Genomic DNA, 24259 nt, shown 5'->3' with positions numbered 1-24259 from the left:
GCATAAATGGACTAGCCCTTTGCGGCAGGCCATCAGGGTTCCTGGGGACTGCCTGGTACGGGCCCGGTAGCAGGCACGCGCTTGTGTCGCGCGCGCGAACGCTTCAGCTTGACCCTGGTGGTCTGACTCGGTGACCGGGTTCGGTGTCGGCGTCTCCTGCTGCGGTACCTGGCGATGATCCACGCAATCTCGCCGATCACAAGGAAGAAAATCACCAGCCAGGCCAGCGGGTGCTGGAAAACCTCAGCCACAAACTCGATCAGCTCCGCCGTCGCATTGAACTGCCTGGGTTCACGCTCGTGCCGAGCGCGGGACAAGGCGACGGGTGGCAGTGGATCATCATCATACTCATCGTCGGGGTTGGTGGCACCGTACCTGACGATGGACAACGAGGTATTGCCGTAGCCAAACGAGACGCCCTCCCGCCTCCGATCCGGGCTAACGAAAAAACCGTCCACACCAGCCAGCGCGAAGCCTACCCTGCCATCCTGGCCAACGCGGACATCAAGTGCGTCAGTGACCCCGGCGACCAGCGATCTCTGCAGATCCTGAATGAGCGCGGCGATTTCGTCACCAAGTTCAGGCTCTGCAGAGCCGCCGGAAGGTGCGCTGCGTGACGAAAACCGCCCGGCCTTCGTCTGACGTGGCAGCCCGACCAGATCCCGCGGCCCTCCGGACAGCGGATCAGGGTCGTCAAAGCCAGCCGCCGACGGCTGTTCCTGGCCACCAGAGCGCGCCTGTGTGAATACAGGGACCTGTCCCTCCCTGTCGCCTCGGGGCGAAGGGTCAATCGCCAAGCCGATGCGATCGCCTCTGGCGACCGATGCCGACCAGGTTTCGCGCTCGCCCGCGACGACTGGCAAGCGCAGGCTGGGCGGCGCGGGTCCGTCGCCCAGCAGGGCCTGGCCTTGACCAGCTTCTGCTGGTAGCGTGACATCATTGTCGGCAATGGGGTGTGCCATGACGGTACCGGCAAGCAGCATCGCCTGAAGCAACGCCAGAGACACGAATGGACAACGCATACTCGACCTCCCGAGCGGACGGCCGCCTGATAAGCAAGAAGCGCGCCTTTATATTATACATATTTCAAAACAATCCCTTATTATGCGCAGGGAAGAATGTGACCAGGCGACTGTAAAGTTTACCGACACCCACCCTCGCAGTGCGGCGTTCTCCGCGCGGCCCGCCGCTACGCGTCGAGTGCATTATTTTTTTGAGAGGTACCCACCACATGCAGATCTGGGTTGACGCCGACGCTTGCCCCAGCGTGATCAAGGAAATCCTGTTTCGCGCCGCGCAACGCACCCGGATCATGACCACCCTGGTCGCCAACCAGACGTTGCGCGTGCCCGCCTCGCCCTGGATCCGCAGTATCCAGGTGCCGGCTGGGTTCGATGTCGCCGACCAGCGCATCGTCAAGGAAGTGCAGCCGGGTGATCTGGTGATCACCGCCGACATCCCACTGGCCGCGCAGGTCATCGAGCGCCAGGGGCACGGACTGAATCCACGCGGCGAGTTCTACACCCCGGAGAACATCCGCGAATGCCTCGCCATGCGCAATTTCATGGAAGAACTGCGCGCCAGCGGGGTAGACACGTCGGGGCCGTCGGCTTTCAGCCAGAACGACCGGCAGGCGTTTGCCGCGCAACTCGATCGCTTCCTGGCCAGACATCGATAGGCTTCGAGCACCCGCTTTCTCTTTACTCTCGATGCCTTTTGTGCGGCTCTCGCTAGGGGAGCTCGTCAAGCCCCACGACGGTCAGATGTCCGGTGTCACCCCAGCTTTCCAGGCCCCAGCGATCATCGGCGACGCTTATCCAGTTGATCCCCGCGTTGGGGATCAGGAAATCACGCGGGCTGGACAAGGGATTGCCGCGGACCAGGCGGTTCACGACATCGAGGACGCCACCATGGGTTACCACAACGATCGTCTGGCCACGATGATCGGCAGCCACCCGCAGCAGGCCTGTGCTGACGCGCTCGTGCAGTTGCCGCAGACTTTCACCGCCATAGGGAATGACAAAATCAGGGTCGCGCCCTTCAAACAAGCGGTACTCAGCCGGGTATCGGGCACGCGATTCGTCGTAGGTCAGGCTTTCAAAAAGCCCGTAGCGCCGCTCACGAAACTCTGGTCGGAAGGTCGGGATCAGGTGCAGGCTGGCCGCGATGCACTCGGCCGTCTGCCGGGCGCGCAGCAGGTTGCTGCTGTAGAGCGCGACGACCGCCTGGCCGGACAGCCAGTTCGCCGCGGCTTCAGCCTGCGCCAGACCAGCCGCATTCAAGCCGACGTCGATCTGTCCCTGTATACGCTTGTCGGCGTTCCAGGCTGTTTCCCCGTGTCGGACGAGGCATATTCGGGTGATTGGCATTTCTTTTCGCAAGCGACCAGTTTTGGGAAGAGCGAATTCTAAGATCCGGATTGTTGCAGCGCAACTTTCACAAGTACCTGATTTTGCCTATAGTGATCTTTCCATCGCGGAAGGACACGCGACGTCATTCAACAGGATCATCGATCGCTCAACGGAGGAGACGTCATGCAGAAGTCTTTGCACATCGATCCGGGCAAATGTACCGGTTGCTTGCAGTGCGAAATGGCCTGTTCGTACGAGAATACCGGCCTCTTCAACCCGGCCAAATCGCGGATCAAGGTTTTCGACTTCCACCACGAAGGCCGCAAGGTCCCCTATACCTGCACCCAGTGCGCCGAAGCCTGGTGTCTCAACGCCTGTCCTGTCGAGGCGATCAGGATCGATCTCGGCACCGGCGCCAAGGTGGTCGTCGACGCGCTATGCGTCGGCTGCAAGGTGTGCACGATCGCCTGCCCGTTCGGGACGATCAACTACAACCATGACAGTGGCAAAGTCCAGAAGTGCGACCTCTGTGGTGGTGATCCAGCGTGCGCCACGGCTTGCCCGACCGGCGCCATCACCTACATCGATGCCGACTGGACCGGCCTCGAACGGATGCGTCAATGGGCGCAGAAAACCGACAGTGCGGCAAGCGTTTGAGGAGCGACGATCATGGCCTGGACACGTAAAATCCTTCGCGTCAATCTTACTCAGGGAAACTGTGTCAGCGAACCGCTGAACATGGCCTGGGCAGCAGCGTATCTCGGCCAGCGTGGCCTGGCCAGCAAATATCTGGTCAGCGAGATCGACCCGAAGGTCGACCCGCTGGCACCCGAGAACAAGATCATCTACGCCACGGGTCCGCTGACGGGAACCATGGCCTCGACAGGCGGCCGGTATTCGGTGATCACCAAGGGGCCGTTGACCGGCGTCATCGCTTGCTCGAATTCGGGCGGCTTCTTCGGCGCAGAGCTGAAATCGGCGGGATGGGACATGATTATCGTCGAGGGCAAATCCCCGCGACCGGTCTACCTGCACATCGAGAACGAACAGGCCAGGCTGCTGTCGGCGGATGACCTGTGGGGCAGGACCGTCTGGGCTACTGAAGGCACGCTCAAGAAGCGCCACCAGGATCCATTGCTGCGCGTGTCGAGTATCGGTCGTGCCGGCGAAAACCAGGTGCTCTTCGCGGCGATCGTCAACGATCTGCACCGCGCCGCCGGTCGTTCCGGCGTCGGTGCGGTGATGGGCTCGAAAAACCTCAAGGCCATTGCCGTCCGCGGCACGCTCGGGGTGGGTAACATCGCCGATGGCAAAGCCTTCATGGCGGCCGTCGCCGCCGGCAAGAAGGTGCTGGCCGAAAACGCGGTTACCGGGCAGGGGCTGCCGACCTACGGCACGCAGGTGCTGATGAACGTGATCAACGAAATGGGTGCTTCGCCGACGCGCAATCACCGCGATGTCCAGTTTGAAGGAGCGCGCAAGATCTCCGCCGAAGCGATGCACGAAAAGCGCGCCACCGATGGCCGGACGCATCTGGTCACCAATCAGGCGTGCTTCGGTTGCACGATCGCCTGTGGTCGGATTTCGCGCATCGACGAAACCCATTTCTCGGTCGACACCAAGCCGCAGTACTGGGGCGCCAACGGCGGTCTCGAATACGAAGCGGCGTGGGCGCTGGGCAATGCCAATGGAGTCGATGATCTGGAAGCGCTGCAGTATGCCAACCTCCTGTGCAATGAAGACGGCATGGACCCGATCTCGTTCGGCGCAACGGTCGGCGCGGTCATGGAACTCTACGAACTCGGCATCCTGAGCGAGGACGAGATTGGTCTGGCGGCCCCCTTTGGTTCCGCCGAGGCGCTGTGCCGACTGGCCGAAATGACCGCCCACGGCGAAGGCTTCGGCAAGGTCGTCGGCCAGGGATCGAAACGTCTGTGCACCCGATACGGCCGGCCCGATCTGTCAATGACCGTCAAGGGGCAGGAGTTCCCGGCCTATGATGGGCGTGCGCTGCAGGGCATGGCGCTGGCGTACGCGACGTCGAACCGGGGTGCCTGCCACTTGCGCGGTTACATGGTATCGAGCGAGGTTTTCGGCATCCCGATCAAGACCGACCCCAGGGAGACCGCCGGCAAGCCGGAACTGCTCAAGGCCTTTCAGGACGCCACCGCGACAGTCGACTCGACGGGTCTGTGCACCTTCACCACCTTCGCGTGGACGATGAACGACATTCAGCCGCAGATTCAGGCCGCTTGTGAAGGCGACTGGTCGCTGGAGTCGCTGCTGCGGACCGGCGAGCGGATCTGGAATCTCGAACGCGACTTCAACCTGGCCGCAGGCATTACGGCCAAGGACGACACCCTGCCGCCGCGCCTGCTCAACGAACCGTGCCAGACCGGCGCGTCGAAAGGCATGGTCGCCGAACTCGGCAAGATGCTTCCGGAGTACTACAGCCTGCGTGGCTGGACGGCCGACGGTGTTCCGACAGCGGCCACCCGCGCGCGTCTGGGCCTCTGAGGTGGCCAGCCACGTGATTATCGGCAACGGCCCGGCGGGGGTCGTTGCCGCCGAGACACTACGCCGCGCCGATCCGCAGGCCGAAATCACCCTGATCGGCGACGAAGCCGAACCGCCGTATTCCCGCATGGCGATTCCCTATCTGCTGATCGGCAAGATCGGCGAAGCGGGAACGTATCTGCGCAAGGATGCTGACCATTTCGAGCGTTTGCGCATTCGTCTGGTGCACGGCCGCGTCAAGGCCCTAGCCACCGACGCGCGCACCGTCTGCCTGGTCGATGGCCGCGTGCTGGCCTACGACTGCGCCCTCATCGCCACCGGCGCTCACCCCGTGCGCCCACCGATTCCCGGCATCGATTCGGCGAACGTCCTGACGTGCTGGACGCTCGCCGACGCACGGGCGATCGCCGCCACGGTGACCCCGGGGGCGCGCGTATTGCAGATGGGCGCCGGCTTCATCGGTTGTATCATCATGGAATCGCTGGCCGCCCGCGGTCCGCGCCTGACCGTCGTCGAAATGGGCGACCGGATGGTGCCACGCATGATGGACGAGGTCGCCGGGGCAATGATCCGTCGCTGGTGTGAGGAAAAGGGCGTCAGCGTGCGTACCGGACGGCGGGTGGTGGCCATCGTTGCCGCCGGCGAAGCGCTGCTGCTCACGCTCGACGACGGCGAGACGATCGAGGTTGACGTGCTGATCACTGCGACCGGTGTCAAACCGAACATTGATTTTCTTGCCGGCAGCGATGTGACGGTCGCTGCCGGTGTTATCGTCGATGACGCCATGCAGACCAGCGTCGCCGGCGTTTATGCCGCCGGCGACGTCGCCGAAGCGGTCGAATTCGGCACCGGCCGACGCGTCGTCAATGCCATCCAGCCCGATGCCGTCGAGCAGGCACGCATCGCAGCGCTCAACATGGCCGGCCAGCCGGCGACCGTTCCCGGCACCTTCGTCTTCAACGTCCTCGATACGCTGGGACTGATTTCGGCGTCCTTTGGTCAATGGCAGGGCGTTGCCGGCGGCGAAACAGCACAATTGCTCGACGAGGCCGAGTATCGCTACCTGCGCCTGGCCTTTGCTGGCGATCAACTGGTCGGCGCCAACAGTATCGGCCACACCGAGCACATCGGCGTCCTGCGTGGCCTGATCCAGGGGCGGGTGCGTCTCGGTGAATGGAAAGCCCGTCTGCTCGCCAACCCCCTGCAACTCAGTGAAGCCTACCTCGCCAGGGGGCTGGCCGTTGCCCACTGATGGAGATCACTTTCAAGCTGTTCGCTTCGCTTTCCGACTATCTGCCGGTCGAAGCCCGGCGAACCAACGCGCTGTCTCTCGAAGTCCCTGATGGGAGCACCGTCGCCGCACTGATCGATGCTCGGTCGTTGCCTACGCGCATGGTGCATCTGGTGCTGGTCAATGGCCAATACATCCCTCCGGCGCAGCGCGCTGAAAGACACCTGATCGCTGGCGATGTACTGGCGATCTGGCCGCCGATCGCTGGCGGCTGAACGGTGCCGCAGTTTGCGATGACCCTGACGTGGCGCGAGTTCGAACGTCAGTTGCAGCCCTTGCTTGCCGGCTGGTCGGTGGCCCAAGTGGCTGAAGGATGGCGCCTTCAGCAGCAGGATCGCACGGTGGACATCTGTTGCCAGACCTTACCGGTGCTGCAGATCGGCGCTTTTCATTTGCCGCGTCTGGCGGTGTCCATCGTCTTTTCCGGCGGCAGGCCGGAGGAGAACGCTGATTTCATCGAGGACTTCATGCGCTATTTCCGACGCGGCGGCGGGTGATGTGTTAACATTCTTCGTGGCGGGTCTCCCCGCATCGCAGGATGGTGAACCTGGTCAGGTCCGGAAGGAAGCAGCCACAGCCGTCTCATGTGAGTGCCGGGGGTAAGGCTCGCCACCTTTTCGCTCTCGTCGGTCCGCCAGAGGGGCCTTTGTGACGCGCAGCCTCCGAAGAAGCTCCCGCTGCTGAGCACCAAAAAGCTCAGCCAAGCCGTCGGCACCATCTGCTAGAATCCGCCCGATGAGTTACCAAGTCCTGGCGCGCAAATGGCGCCCGCGAACCTTTGCCAGCCTGGTCGGTCAGGAACACGTGGTCCGCGCGCTGACGCACGCTTTGACGGCGCAGCGCCTGCATCATGCCTACCTGTTCACCGGCACCCGCGGCGTCGGCAAGACGACGCTGGCGCGCATTCTGGCCAAGGCACTGAATTGCGAGACCGGAATCACGGCAACGCCTTGCGGCAACTGTTCCTCGTGCCGGGAAATCGATTCAGGGCGTTTCGTCGATCTGCTTGAGGTTGATGCGGCGACCAACACCAAGGTCGATGAGATGCGGCAATTGCTCGAGAACGCGGTCTACGCGCCAACGCGTGGCCGCTTCAAGGTCTATGTCATCGACGAGGTGCACATGCTCTCGAATTCGGCCTTCAACGCCATGCTGAAGACCCTCGAAGAGCCGCCGGAGCACGTGAAGTTCATTCTCGCGACCACCGACCCGCAGAAGATTCCGGTCACGGTGCTTTCACGCTGCCTGCAGTTCAACCTCAAACAGATGACGCAGCCGCTGATCGCCGGCCATCTCAGGCACATCCTCGAAGTCGAGGCGATCAGCGCCGAGACCGGTGCCCTGCAGTTGCTGGCGCGCTCGGCGGCGGGCAGCATGCGCGATGCGCTGTCGCTGCTCGACCAGGCGATCGCCCATGGTGCGGGTCAGGTCGAGGAGGCGCAGGTCCGCGAAATGCTCGGCTCGGTCGACCTCGATCAGTTGTTCTCGATTCTCGATGCCCTACTGGCCGGCGATCCGGCGGCCCTTTTACAGGTCGCCGATGAAATGGCCGCCCGCAGCCTTTCGTTCGACGCCGCACTACAGGAAATGGCCAGTCTGTTCACCCGCCTGCAGATCGCCCAGCTCGCGCCTCAGGCGATCGCTGACGACATGCCGGAGCGCGCACGGATTCTTGAAATCGCCACCGCGCTCGATCCCGAGTTTGTCCAGCTCGCCTACCAGATCGCCGTCCATGGGCGTCAGGAACTGCCGCTGGCGCCTGATGAGCAGGCCGGTTTCATCATGACACTGCTCCGCCTGTACGCTTTCCGGCCAGTGTCGGAGGATGAGTCTGGCGGACGACGGGCAGCTGGCGCGCAGGTCCGCCCGGCAGCCACACCTGCAGGACGCGCAGAGGCCGAGACAGCGCGACCCGCCGAGCCGCGCGCGCTGCCGTCCGCTGGGCAACCAGCGCAGGCGACGGCGGCCGCCGCGCAGTCGCGTGTCGATCCCGCCGAGCCGATAAGGGACTGGCACGCCATCCTGGCGGCGCTCAGAGTCGGCGGCATGGCGCGGGAACTGGGGCAGCACTGTGAGTTGCGCGACCTGTCTGGAGGAAGGATCGTCCTCCGTCTCTCACCCAGGCATCGCCATCTGTTGATCAAACCAGCTCAGGACAAGCTTCAGCAGTCGCTTGTCGAGCATTTCGGCCGGCCGCTGCAACTGGCGATCGAACTCGAAGAAGTCGCCGGTGATACGCCGGCAGCAGTGGCGCAACGTGACCGAAGAGAGCGCATGGATCGCGCAGTGGCTTCGGTCGAGCAGGATGGTTTCGTCCGTGAAGTGATCGAGATGTTCGACGCTACCCTGATCGAATCGTCCATCAAACCCGTTTAACAGGTAGTTCAATTGTTCAACTCGAGGCAAGCAAGATGATGAAAGGCGGAATCGCCGGCCTGATGAAACAGGCCCAGCAGATGCAGGAAAACATGAACAAGGCGCAAGAGCAGCTCGCCCAGCTCGAAGTTGAGGGGCAAGCGGGCGCTGGCATGGTCAAGGTGCTGATGACCTGTCGGCACGAGGTTCGTCGGGTGACCATTGATCCATCGGTGATGGATGACAAGGAAATGCTCGAGGATTTGATTGCCGCGGCCTTGAACGACGCGACACGGCGCGCCGAGGAAGTCTCCCAGGAGCGCATGGCCGGCTTCTCCGCCGGTCTCAATCTGCCCGCCGGGTTCAAGATGCCCTTCTGATGAACACGCCGTCGAGCCTCGAGTCATTGATCGAGGCTTTGCGCTGTCTGCCAGGCGTCGGTCCAAAGTCGGCTCAGCGCATGGCCTATCATCTGATGCAGCACGGTCGGCCGGGTGCCCAGCGCCTGGCCGACGCGTTGCAGCTTGCGCTCGCTGCGCTGCGTCATTGCCAGCGCTGCAACACTTTCACCGAGTCGGAAACCTGCGTCCGTTGTCTGTCAAGCAAGCGCGACGCCAGCCTGCTCTGCGTCGTCGAAACGCCCGTCGATATGAACATGATGGAGCAGACGCATGCCTATTCCGGGCTGTACTACGTGCTGATGGGCCGCGTGTCGCCCCTCGACGGCATCGGCCCAGGCGAACTGCACCTCGACCGTCTGCTGGCGCGCTGCGGCGACGGGGTGGTACGGGAAGTGATCATCGCCACTAACTTCACCAACGAGGGTGAAGCCACGGCGCACTACCTCTCGGAAATGCTCAGAAGCCGTGGCGTCAGTGTTTCACGCATCGCGCGCGGCGTACCGGTAGGCGGCGAACTGGAATACGTCGATGCCGGAACGCTGGCGCAAGCGCTGCGTGAGCGTCGCCCAGTGGCCGGCTGACGGTCATGGCGGTTTCAGACACCCAAGATGAGCCATGACCGTTCCCTCGCCCCCCGACCGCTCTCCCGCAAGCGAGCGAGGCGAGGTTCGTGAGTCGCTGACGCGACTTTCAGATTAAATGTGTCGCGGAGACGCTGAACTCAGGTGCGCGCGAGTTGCATGACGAAGGTCTTGATCCCGCGCAGCATCATTTCAATCGACATCGCCACCAGAACCAGGCCCATCAGCCGTTCAAGAGCCACCACGAAGCGGTCGCCGGCGACGCGTTGAATGCGCTCGGCCAGCACCAGCAGGATGGCACAGATGGCCATGGTGATGCTTAGTGCGCCTATCCATTCGAGGCGCCGGTCGGGTGCCTGGGAAACCAGCAACAGGACGGTGGCCAGAGCCGACGGTCCGGCAATGGCCGGAATCGCCAGCGGCACGATCAGCGGCTCGCCCGAGGTGTCAGGCGTGTCGGTGCTTGGCGGTGGAAAAATCATGCGCAGCGCGATCAGAAACAGAATCACGCCGCCGCCAATCTGCAGCGACAGCTCACTGAGGTTCATCAGGCGCAGAAACGAATCGCCGACAAACATGAAAGCCAGCAGCAGAACAAAGGCAATCAACACCTCCCGCACGATCACCCATGGTCGGCGCTGCGGTGGAACATGCCGGAGGGCATTGGCGAAGATCGGAATGTTGCCGATCGGGTCGGTGATCAGAACCAGCAGGATGGTGGCCGAAGCAAAGGTGTAATTCATGGCCATACTCTAACCCCATTGACCACAGTTTGTCGTTCACCTGTTCATCGCGGTTCTGTTGACCAAAGGTCGGATCATGAAAGCATGGAAAAGTATTGTCCTCGCGGCGCTGCTAGTTGCTGCGCACGGCTTGAGCGCTCAGAATCTGCTGATCAGCGACCCACTACCGCCGGTGCTGCGCCCCGTGGTCCTGCGCGTGCCGGACGCGGCACAACCGGTGCGCCTGGCGCGCGTCAATGTCGATGTGGTCGTCGTCGGTCGTCTGGCCAGGACTACGGTGGAGATGACCTTCCACAATCCCAACGCCCGTCTGCTCGAAGGAGAGTTGCAGTTCCCACTACTCGACGGACAGCAGGTCAGCGGCTTTGCGCTCGACTTCGACGGCAAGTGGCGAGCTGCGGTGCCTGTCGAAAAGGTGCGTGGTCAGGAAGTCTTCGAGGACGTAACACGAGCCAGAATCGACCCGGCCTTGCTCGAAGCCACGCAGGGCAACAACTATAAGCTGCGCGTCTACCCGATTCCGGCACGTGGCGAGCGGAGAGTATCGCTGACCATCAGCGAGCAGTTGTCGGAAAAACGTGACGGTTCCGCGCTGTTGCGCTTGCCGCTGGCTTTCGGTGACCGACTGGAGGCCTTTGATCTGCGCATACAGGCGCCCGGTCTCAAGGCCGATGTGCTGAAGGTACTGCGCGGCCTGAGCGACGCTCGCTGGGCTGACCGTGAGGGCGGCGCCGTGCTCGAAATCCATCGCCGCGACTATCGGCCGGAAGATCTGGCTGAAGTGAGCCTCTTGTCGCACCAGGGCCTGCTGCTGACCACGGAGGAATTCGACGGCAAGCGGTATTTCTATGCCGAGCTGCCCGCGCCACGTATGGCCCGGGTGGCGCGGCCGAAACCAGCGCAACTGGCGATCGTCTGGGACGCCTCGGGTTCCGGCGCCAATCGCGAGCATGGGCGCGAGTTTTCCCTGCTCGACGCCTATTTCAAGGCGCTGGGCAACACCCAGGTGCGTTTGACGCTGGCGCGCGACGCCGGCGAAGACGGTGGCACCTTCGTCGTCAAGAGGGGTGACTGGTCGGCCCTGCGTGCCGTGCTGGAAAGGGTGGCCTACGACGGCGGAACGAACATGGCGGCTTTCCTTCCGCCCGCTGGCGCAGATGCCGCACTGCTGTTCAGCGACGGTCTGGGTAATTTCTCTGCCCTGGCGATGCCGGATTTTTCGGTGCCGTTGTTCGCCGTCAGCGCAGCCGCGGCGTCCGATGCTGATCGCTTGCGCCAGGCGGCGGTGAACAGCGGCGGTGCCTATGTCGATCTGCTGACGACATCGCCGGACGCTGCGCTGACGGCACTTCGTCAGCTTGGCCCGCGACTGACTGGCCTGCGTTCAAACGGCGCGCTCGACCTGCTCGCGGCGCCGGCTGATGCGGACTCCGGGCGGCTGGCGGTGGCCGGGGTATTGACCGAGGTGAACGCAGTGCTCGAAGTGGTGTGGCGCAATCCTCGCGGCGGGGTCGAGCGCCAGCAAGTCAAGCTTGGCGGCGCAGAGTCTCGGGCGGCAGGCTTTGCGGCACAAGCCTGGGCGGGCCTGCGGATCAAGCAGTTATTGCCTGAGCGGACCCTCAATCGAGCCGCGATCGAGCGCCTGGGCAAAAACTTCGGGCTGGTCACACCGGGCACTTCGCTGATCGTGCTCGATCGCATGGAAGATTATGTGCGCCATGAAATCGTTCCTCCCAGCGAGCTGCGTGGCGAGTACGAGCGCCTGGCCAGCACGCGTCGTCAGCAGGTCGAAGGTGATCGTGTCAGCCACCTGGAAGATATTGCTCGCCGTTTCAAGGACAAGCAGGCGTGGTGGGAACGTGATTTTCCCAAGGGCGATCGCCCGAAATCCGGCGAGGAAGCCAAGACGACGGCTGGAGCACTAGCTTCCGCCGGCATCTCTGCGGAGAGAAGCCGCCTGGCAGCGACACCTCCGCCAGCTGCCGCTCCGGCCCCCGCTGCCAACGAGCCCCGCCAGGCACTGGCCAAGGCATCTGTCGCGCAGCGCATGACGAGCCTGGCGGCCGACACGGCGGGCCCGGTGGATGGCGCAGCAGCACCGGCGCCCGTGGTCAGCATCCAGCTCAAGAAATGGGTTCCCGACGCGCCATACGCCGAACGCCTACGCAAGGCCGAGGCAGCGCAACTGTATCGCGTCTATCTCGACGAGCGGCCCGGCTACCTGAACAGCACGGCCTTCTTTCTCGACGTCGCCGACATCTTCTTCGACCGCTCCCGCCCGGAACTGGCGGTGCGCATCCTCTCCAACCTGGCCGAAATGGATCTCGAAAACCGTCACGTACTGCGCATCCTCGGCTATCGGCTGATGCAGGCCAAGCGGGCCGATCTGGCGGTGTCGGTGTTGCATCGCGTCCTCGAACTGGCGCCCAACGAGCCGCAGTCCTGGCGCGATCTCGGCCTGGCTCAGGCAGAAGCCGGTAGCCGGCAGAAAGCCGTCGAATCGCTTTACCAGGTGGTGACGCGACCATGGCACAACCGCTTTCCCGATATCGAACTGGTCGCTCTGGCGGAAATGAACGCCCTGATCGCCACCGCTCCAGAGAAGCTCGATACCTCGGCCATCGATCCGCGTTTGCTGCGCAACCTGCCGCTCGACCTGCGCGTGGTACTCTCCTGGGATGCCGACAACACCGACATCGATCTCTGGGTGACCGACCCCAACGGCGAAAAGAGCTTCTATGGCAACCGCCTGAGCTATCAGGGGGGTGCCATGTCACGTGATTTTACCGGCGGTTATGGCCCGGAAGAGTTCTCGCTGAGAAAGGCGAAGCCCGGCAAGTACCTGATCCAGGCGCAGTTCTACGGCCACCGCCAGCAGCTCGTGGCCGGCGCGACGACGCTTGGAGTACGCCTTTACACCGGCTTCGGCACTGCTGCCCAGAAAGAAGAACGGCTGACGCTGCGCCTCAAGGGGCAAAGCGACGTGGTCACGGTGGGCGAGTTCGTGGTCGGCCAATAAGGCCGTCGGCGCGGGTTCTCGCCCAGGCGATGGACACCTTTGACCTGGCTGGGAAGAGAATCCTCGAAAACGGCGCTCCGTTCAAGGGCAACATCCTGATGTTTGACACGCACACTGGCGCCTGAACTCGCCTGCGCAGATTAGAATATCGCCTTTGCACCCCGGCATCGCCCTGATGAACTTCATGCCTACCCTGAGCGCCGCCTGGCGCGACCGCAACAGCCTGCTCTGTGTCGGACTGGATCCAGATCCGACGCGCTTCCCTGCTCACCTGAAAGGCAGACCAGACGCGATTTTCGAGTTCTGCAGCGTTATCGTCGACGCCACGGCGGACCTGGTCTGCTGCTTCAAGCCGCAGATCGCTTACTTCGCGGCACGCCGCGCCGAAGACCAGCTTGAAGCACTTATCGCACACATCCACGAAAAACACCCCGGGACACCGGTCATTCTGGATGCCAAGCGTGGCGACATCGGCAGCACCGCCGAACAATATGCGATCGAGGCCTTCGAGCGCTTCAAGGCCGACGCGATTACCGTCAACCCCTACCTCGGACGCGACTCGATTGAGCCTTATCTGGCTTACCGGGACAAGGGCGTCATTCTGCTCTGTCGCACCTCCAACCCTGGCGGTAGCGATCTCCAGTTCCTCGATGTCGGCGGCGAGAAACTCTACGAAAGGGTTGCCCGCCTGGTCGACACGCTATGGAATCAGAGTGGTCAGTGCGCCTTGGTGGTCGGCGCCACTTTCCCGGCTGAAATTGCTCAGGTTCGCGCGTTGACCGGCAACATGCCGCTGCTCGTCCCCGGCATCGGTGCCCAGGGCGGCGACATCGAAAGCACCGTGCGAGCGGGGTGCACGCCCAGTGGCGACGGCTTGATGATCAATTCTTCACGCGCCATTCTTTACGCCCAAGACGGTGAAGATTACGCAGCGGCAGCGCGCCGCGTTGCGCAGGCCACGCGCGATGCCATCAATCGCTATCGCCGCCAGCCAGCGTAAGGCCACTCAGGGCCAAGAGCGCGCTGGGTGTCAGCCAGCCGCGGCTGATCCTGTCTCTCTCGAACTGCTCGAATGGCCAGGCAGCCTCAAACGTCAATGTTGCGCGCCGCCAGTGCATTGGTTTCAATGAAGTGACGGCGCGGCTCAACGAGCTCACCCATCAGTGTGGTAAAAATCTCGTCAGCGCCGATCGCATCTTCGATCTGGACCTTCAGCAGACGGCGTACCTTGGGGTCCATGGTCGTCTCCCAAAGCTGCTCAGGATTCATTTCACCGAGACCTTTGTAACGCTGCTTGGTCACGCTACGCTCAACTTCGCTGAGCAACCACTGCATGGTTTCGGCAAAACTGCCGACAGCCTGCTTCTTTTCGCCGCGAACAACCAAGCCGCCTGGACCAAAAAGACCCGCGAGCATCTCAGCCGTCTTGCGCAGTTGAACATAGTCACCGCTGACCAGGAGGTCTTCGTCGATGATGCCTACCTTGAGGTTGCCATGCAGTATCTTTTCGAGACGTAGCTGCCAACGTTCCTGCGCCTGGTCATAACGTTCCAGAATGCTGATGCCCAGCTTGCCACCGACAGCTTCCATCAAGGCCTTGGCGCTCGCTGCGGCTGACGCCTCATCAGCCAGCTCTATTTCCAGATTGGCATCGATCAAGGCATGCAGCACTTCAGGATTGATCAGGTGCGAGAGCCGGTTGATCACCGCTTCAGCCAGCAGGTACTGGCCTGCCAGTTGCTCCAGGGCGATCCCGGAAATTTCTGGCGCGCCAGCCAATGGCGTCAGAACCGACCCTTCGAGGGCCAAGGTCAGCAGGAACTGCTTGAGGGCCTGATCGTCCTTGATGTAACGCTCTGTCTTGCCGTGCTTTACCTTGTACAGCGGTGGCTGCGCGATGTAGATGTGACCATTCTCGACCAGCTCAGGCATCTGGCGATAGAAAAAAGTGAGTAGCAGAGTGCGGATGTGCGCACCATCCACGTCCGCATCGGTCATGATGATCAGGCGATGGTAACGCAACTTCTCGGGCTTGTATTCGTCCTTGCCGATGCCGGTCCCGAGCGCGGTAATCAGGGTCGCGATCTCCTGCGAAGAAATCAGCTTGTCAAAACGCGCTTTCTCCACGTTCAGGATTTTTCCCTTGAGCGGCAAAATAGCCTGGAACTTTCGGTCGCGACCCTGTTTGGCGGAACCACCGGCGGAATCACCCTCGACCAGATAGAGCTCGCAGAGCGCCGGGTCTTTTTCCTGACAATCGGCAAGCTTGCCCGGCAAACCAACGCCGTCAAGCAGCCCTTTGCGACGGGTCATTTCCCTGGCCTTGCGCGCTGCATCACGCGCCCGCGCCGCTTCGATGATCTTGCCGGTAATCACCTTGGCGTCGAGCGGCCGCTCCTGAAGAAATTCACCAAGCTTGGCCGCGACGACCTCTTCAACGGCCGGACGGGCCTCTGAAGAAACCAGCTTCATCTTGGTCTGCGAAGCAAACTTCGGGTCCGGCATCTTCACCGACAACACACAGACGAGGCCCTCGCGCATGTCATCCCCGGTGATATCGACTTTCGCCTTTTTGGCGATCTCGTGTTCTTCGATATAACGGTTGATGACCCGCGTCATGGCCGCGCGAAGTCCGGTCATGTGGGTTCCACCATCGGCTTGCGGGATGTTGTTGGTGAAACACAGCACCTGCTCGGCGTAACTGTCGTTCCACTGCATGGCCACTTCGACACTGATGACGCCGTGGGCGCTGGTCGAGTCTCCGGCCGCATGAAAGATGTTGGCATGGAGAACCGATTTTGTACGGTTGATGTACTCGACAAAGCCCTTGACGCCACCGAGGAAGGCAAAGTTTTCCTCCTTGCCGGTCCGCTGGTCGTTGAGACGAATCTTCACGCCATTGTTCAGAAACGACAGCTCACGCAAGCGCTTGGCGATGATTTCGTAGTGAAATTCGACCGGGCCGAAGATCTCCTCGTCGGCCATGAAGTGGAGTTCCGTACCGCGCTTCTCGGTTGCCGCGACGACTCTCAGCGGCGACACTTCGACGTTCCTCTGAACCTCGATCAGGCGATCAACGACAGCTCCGCGGTTGAACTCAAGGAAGTATTTCTTGCTTTCGCGTCGGATGGTCAGACGCAACCACTTGGAAAGCGCATTGACACAGGAAACACCCACGCCGTGCAAGCCACCGGAGACCTTGTATGAATTCTGGTTGAATTTTCCGCCTGCGTGGAGCACGCACATGACGATCTCGGCCGCCGACCTCTTCGGCTCGTGCTTGTCGTCAAACTTGATGCCAGTCGGTATGCCGCGACCATTGTCGGTCACGGAAATAGAATTGTCCGCATGAATAGTTATGACTATGTCATCACAATAACCAGCCAAGGCCTCATCGATCGCGTTGTCGACGACTTCGAATACCATGTGGTGCAGACCGGTACCATCGGAAGTATCGCCGATATACATTCCCGGGCGCTTACGAACCGCCTCCAGACCCTCAAGCTGCTGAATGCTCGTTTCGTCATAGGCGGGCTGCTCGTTTTCGTCAATCATTCTGGATCCAGTGCTTCTTTCTTGTCACAGCTTGCTCGCCGCTCAAATCCGCATGGGCATCACGACGTACTTGAACCGGTCGTTGCCCGGGATCGTCAGTAGCGCACTCGAATTCGCATCGTTGAAACCCCACTCGATGGTTTCGTCGGGGGTGTTGTTCAAAACATCGAGCAGGTAGGCTACATTGAAACCGACATCCAGCGCCTCACCGCTGTAATCCACCTCGATCTCTTCCTGCGCTTCTTCCTGCTCGGCATTGGCCGCCATGATCTTCAAGCTGCCTTCCGACAGTATCAGGCGAACACCGCGGAACTTCTCATTGGTCAGAATCGCCGCCCGAACCATAGACTGTAACAGAAGAGCACGATTCACCGAAACAACGTTCCTGAGCGAGGACGGAATCACCCTCTCATAATCGGGAAACCGGCCATCGATCAGCTTCGACACCAGATTGATCTGGCCAAACTGGAAGCGAGCCTGGCTGGGCAGCATTTCGATCGTCAAAGGCTCATCATTGTCCGCTAGTAGACGACTGAGTTCAATGACTGTTTTGCGTGGCACGATCAGTTCCTTGCGCGCAGCACCTTCCTGACGCAAGGCTTCCGGCACATCGTCGAGTGGCATGCTCGAATAGGCAAGGCGATGGCCATCGGTCGCCACTGCCCGCAAAGTGCCGTCATCCACCAGCAGCAAGAGCCCGTTGAGGTAATAGCGCACATCCTGGGCAGCCATCGAATAGCTTGTCTGCGTCAGCAAGTGACGGAATTGCTTCTGGGTAACCGTGAACTTCGTGATCTCTGCGTCGGACAGAGCCATGCAGGGAAAATCGTCAGCCGGCAAGGTTTGCAAGCTGAAGCGGCTCCGTCCCGCTTTCACCTGCAGGCGCCTGTCGTCGAGCATGAGGCTCACTTCAGCACTTTCCGGCAAGGAGCGCAAAATCTCCTGCAATTTTCTCGCCCCAACGGTGATCGCCCCGTCGCCATCGCCCATGGCACCTGTGCTTGAGGTGGTGATCTGGATCTCGATATCCGTTGCCAGGAAGGTCAGCACATCCCCTTTCTTTTCGAGCAACACGTTCGAAAGAATCGGCAGTGTATGACGTCGTTCGACGATTCCAGAAACTGCCTGCAGGGGAGCCAGCAGAGTGTCGCGCCGTGTTTTGATAAGAAGCATATCTATAAATCCTATAAAGACAATAGTACGGACAAGTCTGTTGATATGTGACGATTGTTTTTTAAATTCAGATAGTTATATTATTTTAATGGGCTGAAAAAGCACGGTATGGGCTTGTGCGGAAGATGTAATGATTTATCCACAGCCTCTGTATATCCAATTTGTCCCCTTTTTGCGAGCCAATTGCCCACGGACTTCTACAGCCGGGCGGCCGAGTCCGTCCAACATTTCGACGACCCCAAGGGCCACCTAGACGGCGATTGGACGCCTCTCCGCTATCTTCAATAAGACGATATATCTAATTAATACAAATACAATACTGGTTGCAAGTCTGTTGATATTTCGTAATTGTACAGTTAATTCAATACGTTAAACTGTTTTTTCAGGGCTGCTGAAAGGCGGTATGAAGGTGTGGGCAAAATCTGATAACTTGCCCACAGCCTCCGCTGTGCCGCCTTATCCACAAAATGTCAGCCAATTGTCCACCGACTACTACAGTCCGCCTCAGCCCTTCAGCACCTGCAAGAGTACGTGTACGTTGTGATTGAGCTCATTGTCCTTGGTGCGCAAATCATCGATGGTTCGTACGGCATGCAGAACAGTCGTATGGTCACGGCCGCCGAAGGCGTCGCCGATCGATGGATAGCTCTGTGAAGTCAGATTTTTCGCCAGCCACATGGCGATTTGACGCGGTCGAACGATTACCCGCGTCCGTTTTTTCGAGAACAGATCCGCTACCTTGATTTTGAAGTAATCGGCCACCGTTTTCTGGATGTTCTCGACCGTGATCTGTCGGTTGACCGAACCGATCAAGTCCTTGAGTGCCTCCTTGGCCAGATCGAGTGAGATTTGTCGCCCATGAAACGCGGAGTAGGCGAGCACCTTCTTGAGCGCGCCCTCGAGTTCTCTCACGTTGGAACGTAGATGCTTGGCCACGTAGAAGGCGACCTCGTCGTCGAGTGCTACCCCCTCGACTTCGGCTTTCTTCTTCAAGATGGCAACGCGCATTTCTGTTTCCGGGGGTTCGATCTGCACGGTCAGCCCCCAGTCAAAGCGCGTGATCAGGCGATCTTCCAGTCCGGATATATTCTTCGGGTAGGTGTCGCAACTGATCACGATCTGCTTCTTTGATTCACTCAGAGCGTTGAAAACGTAGAAGAACTCTTCCTGTGTACGGTTCTTGTTATTGAAGAACTGCACGTCATCGAGGAGCAAGACGTCAAGCGAGCGATAGTATCGTTTGAAGACGTCGAAGGACTTCTGTTGGTAGGCGCGAACTACGTCCGAGTAGTAGTCCTCGGCATGGACATAGCGCACGACCTTGTCGGGGTCATGCTCAAGAATCTGGTTGCCGATCGCGTGTACGAGGTGCGTCTTGCCCAGACCAGCACCCCCATAAATGAACAAGGGGTTGTAGGTGGCTTCACCAGGGCTGATGGCGACCTGCCGGGAGGCCGCGCGAGCAAGGTCGTTGGCCTTCCCAACGACCAGGTTGTCGAAGGTAAAAGTAGGGATCAACCTCGTCTTCTCGTAGCTTGATCTTTGCTGATCGACCAGTGATGCGTTCTTCACCGCGGTACCGCTGGTGACCGTTGCTCCGGTGACTGGAGGTGCTTTTCCCGGTGAACCGGAAGTCATGTTCAGTGGGGCTGCTGCGCGTTCTCCCAGCGTCAAGGTCACGCTGACCGGGACCGAAAAATACTCGCTCCCCAGTTCTTCGATGCGCGCCAGATAGCGTTCCTTGACCCATTTCAGGATGAATCCGTTGGGCGCCAGCAAGCGCAGGCCGCGCGCGCAGTCCTCTTCGCCTTCAAGACGAAGCGGACGGATCCAGGTATTGAATTGCTGAGGAGGGAGTTCCTGTTCGAACTGGCTCAGACACGAGGTCCAGAAGCTACTCATCGACGGTCATGGCGTTCAATCCTCAAGTGGTGCGCTGGTAGCGGCAGCTCAACATGAATTAAAGTCAATTAAAATCATATTGATAGGTTAATACCGCCGGGCTTCTAGCGAAAACTTACTGCGCTTACCCTACCCTCTGTGCTATTTGTCGCGAGCCCTGAAGGGCGAATTCTAACCCGTTGTCCCCAAGTTATCCACAGCATCATCAAAAATGTGGTCTTGACAAGAAACCGTCAGACGCTGTTTAATTGCAAGTTTACTTTGCATTGACTTCAAAGGGTTAACCATGAAACGTACCTATCAACCGTCGGTCGTCCGCCGCAAGCGTACGCACGGCTTCCTCGTTCGAATGTCTACTCGTGGTGGTCGTGCCGTGATTCGCGCGCGTCGCGCCAAAGGTCGTCACCGCCTGGCGGTTTGAGCTGCCAGCTTCCTATCTCCGGTGACCGTGCGGGTCGTGCGCAGCGCACGCCGTCCGCAGCCCCTTTTCCAAAGCATTATCGCCTTCTGAAAACGGATGAATACTCATCCGTTTTTGGTTTCAGGAGGGTGCTGAAAAGCCGCCACTTCCTGCTACATTACCGCCCTCGCATGGCCAGCGAAGGTTCAGGAGCCCGCCTTGGTCTGGTGGTTGCGAAGCGCTTCCTCCGCCGGTCGGTTGATCGAAACCTTGTCCGGCGACTGGTCAGGGAGCACTTCCGTCTGCTACGTGCTCGCTTGCGATCATGCGATCTGGTGGTGCGCTTGGCCGCCAAACCTGTCCCGCTTGACCGACAAACCATGGCGCAGGAAATCGAGGGCTTGCTGGGCAAGATGATCTCAATTGAACGATGATCCGATGAAGCGGTTGCTCCTGGCCTTGATAGGCGTTTACCGATACGCGCTGAGCCCGATGCTCGCGCGGCGCTGTCGTTTCTTCCCGAGTTGCTCCGAGTACGCGACGGAAGCGTTGGAAAAATATGGTGCCAGAAAGGGGACAAGGCTCGCGCTGCACCGGCTGTCCCGCTGTCATCCGTGGAACCCCGGTGGTTTTGACCCCGTGCCCTGAACATCAATCAAATCGTATAGGCCTTCATGGATAATCGACGCCTGCTCCTGTTGCTGGTTTTTTCCTTCTCGCTGGTAATGCTCTGGGATGCCTGGCAGAAGTACAACCAGCCCAAGGCCGTATCTCCCGCTGCCGTCAGCACGGCGCAGGCGCCTGCACCGCAGCCCTCGGCGAACTTGCATGCTCCCATTCCGGTGGTCCCCGAGACGGCTGTCGTGGCAGCCGTCGACAAGGCCGAAACCTTCGTCGTCAAGACCGATCTGTTTGTCGCCCACATTGCTCGCCAGGGCGGCGACATCGTCCGCCTTGAGCTCGACAACTACAAGAATGTCACCGACAAGAGCAAGGAGTTTGCTCTCCTCGAGGCCAAACACCAGTACGTTGCGCAGAGCGGTTTGATTGGTGAGGGCTTGGCGAACCACAAGACGGTCTTTTCTGCGGCTGCCGGCAGCCGAGAGCTGACCGGCGATGCCAAGACCATCGAGTTGCGCCTGGAAGCTCCCATCAGCGGCGGTATCAAGGTCGCCAAGGTGTACACCTTCACGCGTGGGAGCTATCTGATCAATGTTGCTCACGAAATCGACAATGGCAGCGAGAAAGACATCGTGGCGCACGCGTACTACCAGTTGCAGCGCGACATCACGGCGCCTGAAGGCGAGAGTTCGATGGTGTCGACCTACACCGGACCGGCCGTCTATACGGACCAGGACAAGTATCAGAAGGTGACTTTTGCCGATATCGAAAAGGGTAAGGCCAAGTTTGCGACCAAGGCCGACAACGGCTGGATAGCGATGGTTCAGCACTACTTCGTGGCCGCCTGGATCCCTGCTCCAGGGTTGTCGCGTGAGTTCTACATGCGGAAGCTCGAAGGCGGTGTCCATCCTGCTATTGCCGCAGGCGTCATCGTTCCGGCACCGCTGGTAGCACCGGGTGCGAAGGTCTCTTTTTCCGTGCCGATTTTCGCCGGTCCCCAGATTCAGGGCATTCTTGATCAGTTGGCCAAGCCGCCGGCCGACGGGGGTATCGGAGCACAGGGCCTGCCGCTGGTCGTTGATTATGGGTGGCTGACGATCGTGGCCGCGCCGATTTTCTGGTGTCTGGAAGCGATCCATAAAGTGGTCGGCAACTGGGGTTGGGCGATCGTCCTGCTGACCATCGGTATCAAGCTGCTTTTCTTCCCGTTGTCGGCGGCGAGCTACAAATCGATGGCCAAGATGCGGACCGTTACGCCGCGCCTCGTCGCCTTGAAGGAACGTTATGGTGACGACCGCCAGAAGCTCAACCAGGAGATGATGGCGCTCTACAAGCGCGAAAAGATCAACCCGCTGGGCGGTTGCCTGCCGATAGCGGTCCAGATCCCGGTCTTCATTGCGCTGTACTGGGCATTGCTGGGTGCCGTCGAGATTCGCGATGCGCCGTGGATCCTCTGGATTACCGATCTCTCGTCGGCTGATCCGTACTACGTGCTGCCGGTGATCATGGTCGTGACGATGCTGATTCAGACCAGGCTCAACCCGACGCCGCCGGATCCCATCCAGGCCAAAGTCATGATGATGATGCCCTTCATCTTCGGGGCGATGTTCTTCTTCTTTCCGGCCGGTCTGGTGCTCTACTGGGTGGTCAACAACACCTTGTCGATCGCCCAGCAATGGCAGATCACCCGGATGATCGAAGGTGGCGGAAAAGCTGCCAACGACAGTAAGGCCTGACTTCGGAGCCGATGCAGGAACGATAGCCGCCATCGCGACCGCTCCCGGTCGCGGTGGTATCGGCGTCATCCGCGTCTCGGGAGAGAGCCTGCTGGACTTTGCCGAAGCATTGAGCGGCAAACGACCACTGGCTCGCCTGGCGACGATTGGCGACTTCAGGTCGGCCGATGGCCGCGTCATCGATAGCGGGCTTCTGCTCCATTTTCCCACCCCGCATTCGTTCACCGGCGATGACGTTCTCGAACTGCACGGTCACGGTGGTCCGCTGGTCATGCAGATGTTGCTCGCACGTTGCCTGGAGCTGGGAGCACGCCTGGCCGAGCCAGGGGAGTTCACGCGCCGAGCCTATCTCAACGGCAAGCTCGATCTGACGCAGGCCGAAGCGGTCATTGATCTGATCGACGCCTCGACGGTCGCCGCTGCCCGTAGCGCCGTGCGTTCGCTGCAGGGCGAGTTCTCGCGAGAAGTGCGCGCTCTCCTGGAGCAACTGATCGAGCTGCGCGCGCTCGTTGAAGCCACCCTCGATTTCCCGGACGAGGAGCTTGATTTCCTTGCGGCTGCCGATGCCTTTGGCCGCCTTGAGCGCCTGCAGCAACGGCTCAGCGTGGTTTTTGACCGTGCGCGGCAAGGTGGCTTGCTCCAGGCTGGCTTGCATGTCGTGCTGGCCGGTCAGCCCAACGTCGGCAAGTCAAGCCTCCTCAACCGCCTCGCCGGCGACGAACTGGCCATCGTCACCGCGTTACCGGGAACGACCCGTGACCTGGTACGCAGCACGCTGCAGATTGAAGGCGTTCCGCTGCACGTGATCGATACAGCAGGCTTGCGCGCCACCGAAGACGCGATCGAGAAAATCGGCATTCAACGCGCCTGGCGCGAGATTGAACGTGCCGATGTCGTCGTTCTCCTGGTTGATGCGCGCAGTGGCATCGGCAATGCCGAGCGAGATATTCTTGCCCGGGTTCCTGCCCACCTGGCCCGAGTCACGGTCTACAACAAGATCGATCTGACGCCGCGTGCCGCCGAACGCCGTAACGAAGCCGATGGTGTGGCGATTGCGCTGTCGGCGAAATCCGGCGAAGGCATCGAGCTCTTGCGCCAGGAATTGCTGCGCATCGCTGGCTGGCACCCGGCCGAGGATGTTTTCATCGCGCGCGAACGTCACCTGCGCGCTCTGGCAGAAACAGGCCAGCGAATCGACGCGGCGCGCGAGCAATTACCCCGGCTGGAACTGTTCGCCGAGGAACTCCGGCTAGCTCAGAGGGCGCTCGCGACGATCACCGGAGAATTCAGCAGTGACGACCTGTTGGGAGAGATTTTTGGGCGGTTCTGCATCGGAAAATAGGCGGCTTGCGCAACATTCCGCTCACGCGGCCATGGCTGTACCACGCACCTGCTCAAGCGCGGCCATTAGCTCGTCGAGCTGTTCGGAACTGAAGAGACCGTCGGGTCCCTTGGGCGTCAGATCGGTGAACGGCGACTGGTACAGAATCTCGGCGTCCATCACGCCTCGCTCCGTCAGGTGGTCGAGGATCAGGTTGACGAATCCGATTTGGGTGTGGATCTTTTTGGCCACGCAAGATCGTAGGCAGATCAAAGTGTGGGGGCATGGGGAGC

General features: G+C 60.6%; 23 protein-coding genes and 1 other RNA gene. 17 read left to right on the top strand and 7 right to left on the bottom strand.

What is annotated here, in order from left to right; all coding sequences use genetic code 11:
• Positions 1-32: 32 nt before the first annotated feature.
• On the bottom strand, positions 33-1022 hold the full coding sequence (locus ACCAA_RS05390) for a hypothetical protein (RefSeq protein ID WP_186406205.1): 990 nt from the start codon (positions 1020-1022) through the stop codon (positions 33-35).
• Between the two features lie 209 nt (positions 1023-1231).
• On the opposite strand from ACCAA_RS05390, the gene ACCAA_RS05385 reads away from it, so the two are divergent.
• Positions 1232-1678 carry a YaiI/YqxD family protein gene (locus ACCAA_RS05385; RefSeq protein ID WP_186406204.1) on the top strand — a complete coding sequence of 149 codons (447 nt, stop codon included), beginning with the start codon at positions 1232-1234 and terminating at the stop codon, positions 1676-1678.
• Positions 1679-1730: 52 nt separating this feature from the next.
• On the opposite strand, the gene ACCAA_RS05380 is transcribed toward ACCAA_RS05385, so the two are convergent.
• Positions 1731-2369 (bottom strand): histidine phosphatase family protein, encoded by a 639-nt coding sequence (locus ACCAA_RS05380; protein WP_186406203.1) that lies wholly within the window; start codon positions 2367-2369, stop codon positions 1731-1733.
• A gap of 165 nt (positions 2370-2534) precedes the next feature.
• Here ACCAA_RS05380 and ACCAA_RS05375 point away from each other — a divergent pair, with 165 nt between their 5' ends.
• The 9 genes from ACCAA_RS05375 to recR all read left to right on the top strand — a co-directional run bounded on the left by ACCAA_RS05375 (position 2535) and on the right by recR (position 9496).
• The gene (locus tag ACCAA_RS05375; RefSeq protein ID WP_186406202.1) at positions 2535-3008 is read left to right on the top strand and encodes a 4Fe-4S dicluster domain-containing protein; all 474 of its coding nucleotides are present in this window, start codon (positions 2535-2537) and stop codon (positions 3006-3008) included.
• A gap of 12 nt (positions 3009-3020) precedes the next feature.
• Positions 3021-4868, top strand: coding sequence for an aldehyde ferredoxin oxidoreductase family protein (locus ACCAA_RS05370; protein ID WP_186406201.1), 1848 nt, complete (start codon positions 3021-3023; stop codon positions 4866-4868).
• A 1-nt stretch (position 4869) separates the two neighbouring features.
• Positions 4870-6120 (top strand): NAD(P)/FAD-dependent oxidoreductase, encoded by a 1251-nt coding sequence (locus ACCAA_RS05365; RefSeq protein ID WP_186406200.1) that lies wholly within the window; start codon positions 4870-4872, stop codon positions 6118-6120.
• A complete protein-coding gene (gene thiS, locus ACCAA_RS05360) occupies positions 6120-6374 on the top strand; it encodes a sulfur carrier protein ThiS (RefSeq protein ID WP_186406199.1) in 255 nt (84 codons plus the stop codon). Before ACCAA_RS05365 ends, thiS begins: the two co-directional genes overlap by 1 nt.
• An 18-nt stretch (positions 6375-6392) precedes the next feature.
• The gene (locus ACCAA_RS05355) at positions 6393-6656 is read left to right on the top strand and encodes a hypothetical protein (RefSeq protein ID WP_186406198.1); all 264 of its coding nucleotides are present in this window, start codon (positions 6393-6395) and stop codon (positions 6654-6656) included.
• Positions 6657-6674: 18 nt separating this feature from the next.
• Positions 6675-6773: signal recognition particle sRNA small type (gene ffs / locus ACCAA_RS05350), an RNA gene on the top strand.
• A 121-nt stretch (positions 6774-6894) separates the two neighbouring features.
• Positions 6895-8535 carry a DNA polymerase III subunit gamma/tau gene (gene dnaX, locus ACCAA_RS05345; RefSeq protein ID WP_186406197.1) on the top strand — a complete coding sequence of 547 codons (1641 nt, stop codon included), beginning with the start codon at positions 6895-6897 and terminating at the stop codon, positions 8533-8535.
• 35 nt (positions 8536-8570) lie between these two features.
• Positions 8571-8894 (top strand): YbaB/EbfC family nucleoid-associated protein, encoded by a 324-nt coding sequence (locus tag ACCAA_RS05340; RefSeq protein ID WP_186406196.1) that lies wholly within the window; start codon positions 8571-8573, stop codon positions 8892-8894.
• Complete coding sequence (gene recR, locus ACCAA_RS05335; RefSeq protein WP_186406195.1) at positions 8894-9496, top strand: recombination mediator RecR; 603 nt, start codon at positions 8894-8896, stop codon at positions 9494-9496. The genes ACCAA_RS05340 and recR overlap by 1 nt, the downstream gene beginning before the upstream one ends.
• 140 nt (positions 9497-9636) lie before the next feature.
• Here the strand turns inward: recR and ACCAA_RS05330 are convergent, their stop codons facing one another.
• Positions 9637-10239 (bottom strand): MarC family protein, encoded by a 603-nt coding sequence (locus ACCAA_RS05330; protein WP_186406194.1) that lies wholly within the window; start codon positions 10237-10239, stop codon positions 9637-9639.
• A gap of 76 nt (positions 10240-10315) precedes the next feature.
• On the opposite strand from ACCAA_RS05330, the gene ACCAA_RS05325 reads away from it, so the two are divergent.
• Both ACCAA_RS05325 and pyrF read left to right on the top strand, forming a co-directional pair.
• Positions 10316-13258, top strand: coding sequence for a VIT domain-containing protein (locus tag ACCAA_RS05325; protein WP_186406193.1), 2943 nt, complete (start codon positions 10316-10318; stop codon positions 13256-13258).
• A gap of 175 nt (positions 13259-13433) precedes the next feature.
• Positions 13434-14258, top strand: coding sequence for an orotidine-5'-phosphate decarboxylase (gene pyrF / locus ACCAA_RS05320; RefSeq protein WP_186406192.1), 825 nt, complete (start codon positions 13434-13436; stop codon positions 14256-14258).
• An 86-nt stretch (positions 14259-14344) separates the two neighbouring features.
• Here the strand turns inward: pyrF and gyrB are convergent, their stop codons facing one another.
• The 3 genes from gyrB to dnaA all read right to left on the bottom strand — a co-directional run bounded on the left by gyrB (position 14345) and on the right by dnaA (position 19888).
• Positions 14345-16813 (bottom strand): DNA topoisomerase (ATP-hydrolyzing) subunit B, encoded by a 2469-nt coding sequence (gene gyrB / locus ACCAA_RS05315; RefSeq protein ID WP_186406191.1) that lies wholly within the window; start codon positions 16811-16813, stop codon positions 14345-14347.
• Between the two features lie 42 nt (positions 16814-16855).
• On the bottom strand, positions 16856-17986 hold the full coding sequence (gene dnaN, locus ACCAA_RS05310; protein WP_186406190.1) for a DNA polymerase III subunit beta: 1131 nt from the start codon (positions 17984-17986) through the stop codon (positions 16856-16858).
• 504 nt (positions 17987-18490) lie between these two features.
• A complete protein-coding gene (gene dnaA, locus ACCAA_RS05305; RefSeq protein ID WP_186406189.1) occupies positions 18491-19888 on the bottom strand; it encodes a chromosomal replication initiator protein DnaA in 1398 nt (465 codons plus the stop codon).
• 286 nt (positions 19889-20174) lie between these two features.
• Here dnaA and rpmH point away from each other — a divergent pair, with 286 nt between their 5' ends.
• From rpmH to mnmE, 5 genes are read left to right on the top strand one after another with little or no spacing between them, the layout of a single operon-like run.
• A complete protein-coding gene (gene rpmH / locus ACCAA_RS05300) occupies positions 20175-20309 on the top strand; it encodes a 50S ribosomal protein L34 (protein WP_081444259.1) in 135 nt (44 codons plus the stop codon).
• A complete protein-coding gene (gene rnpA / locus ACCAA_RS05295) occupies positions 20306-20722 on the top strand; it encodes a ribonuclease P protein component (protein WP_245754454.1) in 417 nt (138 codons plus the stop codon). Before rpmH ends, rnpA begins: the two co-directional genes overlap by 4 nt.
• Positions 20723-20726: 4 nt before the next feature.
• Positions 20727-20936 (top strand): membrane protein insertion efficiency factor YidD, encoded by a 210-nt coding sequence (gene yidD / locus ACCAA_RS05290; RefSeq protein ID WP_186406188.1) that lies wholly within the window; start codon positions 20727-20729, stop codon positions 20934-20936.
• Between the two features lie 26 nt (positions 20937-20962).
• Positions 20963-22645, top strand: a complete 1683-nt coding sequence (gene yidC / locus ACCAA_RS05285) for a membrane protein insertase YidC (RefSeq protein WP_186406187.1) — start codon at positions 20963-20965, stop codon at positions 22643-22645.
• A complete protein-coding gene (mnmE, locus tag ACCAA_RS05280; RefSeq protein WP_186406186.1) occupies positions 22611-23987 on the top strand; it encodes a tRNA uridine-5-carboxymethylaminomethyl(34) synthesis GTPase MnmE in 1377 nt (458 codons plus the stop codon). Before yidC ends, mnmE begins: the two co-directional genes overlap by 35 nt.
• 21 nt (positions 23988-24008) lie before the next feature.
• Here mnmE and ACCAA_RS05275 read toward each other — a convergent pair whose 3' ends face one another.
• Positions 24009-24218: a type I restriction-modification enzyme R subunit C-terminal domain-containing protein gene (locus tag ACCAA_RS05275; RefSeq protein WP_245754453.1), complete on the bottom strand. Its 210-nt coding sequence runs from the start codon at positions 24216-24218 to the stop codon at positions 24009-24011.
• Between the last annotated feature and the right edge of the window lie 41 nt (positions 24219-24259).

It is taken from the genome of Candidatus Accumulibacter aalborgensis (assembly GCF_900089955.1).
GTDB classification, from domain to species: Bacteria; Pseudomonadota; Gammaproteobacteria; order Burkholderiales; family Rhodocyclaceae; genus Accumulibacter; species Accumulibacter aalborgensis.
Note: the sequence above shows the minus strand (reverse complement) of the source record. Positions and strands in the feature narration are given on the sequence as shown.

Coding starts and splice junctions, on each gene's coding strand:
- yidC (WP_186406187.1), top strand. CDS start 20,963: ATGGATAATCGACGCCTGCTCCTGTTGCTGGTTTTTTCCTTCTCGCTG.
- dnaX (WP_186406197.1), top strand. CDS start 6,895: ATGAGTTACCAAGTCCTGGCGCGCAAATGGCGCCCGCGAACCTTTGCC.
- ACCAA_RS05380 (WP_186406203.1), bottom strand. CDS start 2,369: ATGCCAATCACCCGAATATGCCTCGTCCGACACGGGGAAACAGCCTGG.
- yidD (WP_186406188.1), top strand. CDS start 20,727: ATGAAGCGGTTGCTCCTGGCCTTGATAGGCGTTTACCGATACGCGCTG.
- recR (WP_186406195.1), top strand. CDS start 8,894: ATGAACACGCCGTCGAGCCTCGAGTCATTGATCGAGGCTTTGCGCTGT.
- ACCAA_RS05390 (WP_186406205.1), bottom strand. CDS start 1,022: ATGCGTTGTCCATTCGTGTCTCTGGCGTTGCTTCAGGCGATGCTGCTT.
- ACCAA_RS05340 (WP_186406196.1), top strand. CDS start 8,571: ATGATGAAAGGCGGAATCGCCGGCCTGATGAAACAGGCCCAGCAGATG.
- ACCAA_RS05325 (WP_186406193.1), top strand. CDS start 10,316: ATGAAAGCATGGAAAAGTATTGTCCTCGCGGCGCTGCTAGTTGCTGCG.
- ACCAA_RS05330 (WP_186406194.1), bottom strand. CDS start 10,239: ATGAATTACACCTTTGCTTCGGCCACCATCCTGCTGGTTCTGATCACC.
- ACCAA_RS05375 (WP_186406202.1), top strand. CDS start 2,535: ATGCAGAAGTCTTTGCACATCGATCCGGGCAAATGTACCGGTTGCTTG.
- ACCAA_RS05355 (WP_186406198.1), top strand. CDS start 6,393: ATGACCCTGACGTGGCGCGAGTTCGAACGTCAGTTGCAGCCCTTGCTT.
- ACCAA_RS05370 (WP_186406201.1), top strand. CDS start 3,021: ATGGCCTGGACACGTAAAATCCTTCGCGTCAATCTTACTCAGGGAAAC.
- pyrF (WP_186406192.1), top strand. CDS start 13,434: ATGAACTTCATGCCTACCCTGAGCGCCGCCTGGCGCGACCGCAACAGC.
- thiS (WP_186406199.1), top strand. CDS start 6,120: ATGGAGATCACTTTCAAGCTGTTCGCTTCGCTTTCCGACTATCTGCCG.
- gyrB (WP_186406191.1), bottom strand. CDS start 16,813: ATGATTGACGAAAACGAGCAGCCCGCCTATGACGAAACGAGCATTCAG.
- dnaA (WP_186406189.1), bottom strand. CDS start 19,888: ATGAGTAGCTTCTGGACCTCGTGTCTGAGCCAGTTCGAACAGGAACTC.
- dnaN (WP_186406190.1), bottom strand. CDS start 17,986: ATGCTTCTTATCAAAACACGGCGCGACACTCTGCTGGCTCCCCTGCAG.
- rpmH (WP_081444259.1), top strand. CDS start 20,175: ATGAAACGTACCTATCAACCGTCGGTCGTCCGCCGCAAGCGTACGCAC.
- ACCAA_RS05385 (WP_186406204.1), top strand. CDS start 1,232: ATGCAGATCTGGGTTGACGCCGACGCTTGCCCCAGCGTGATCAAGGAA.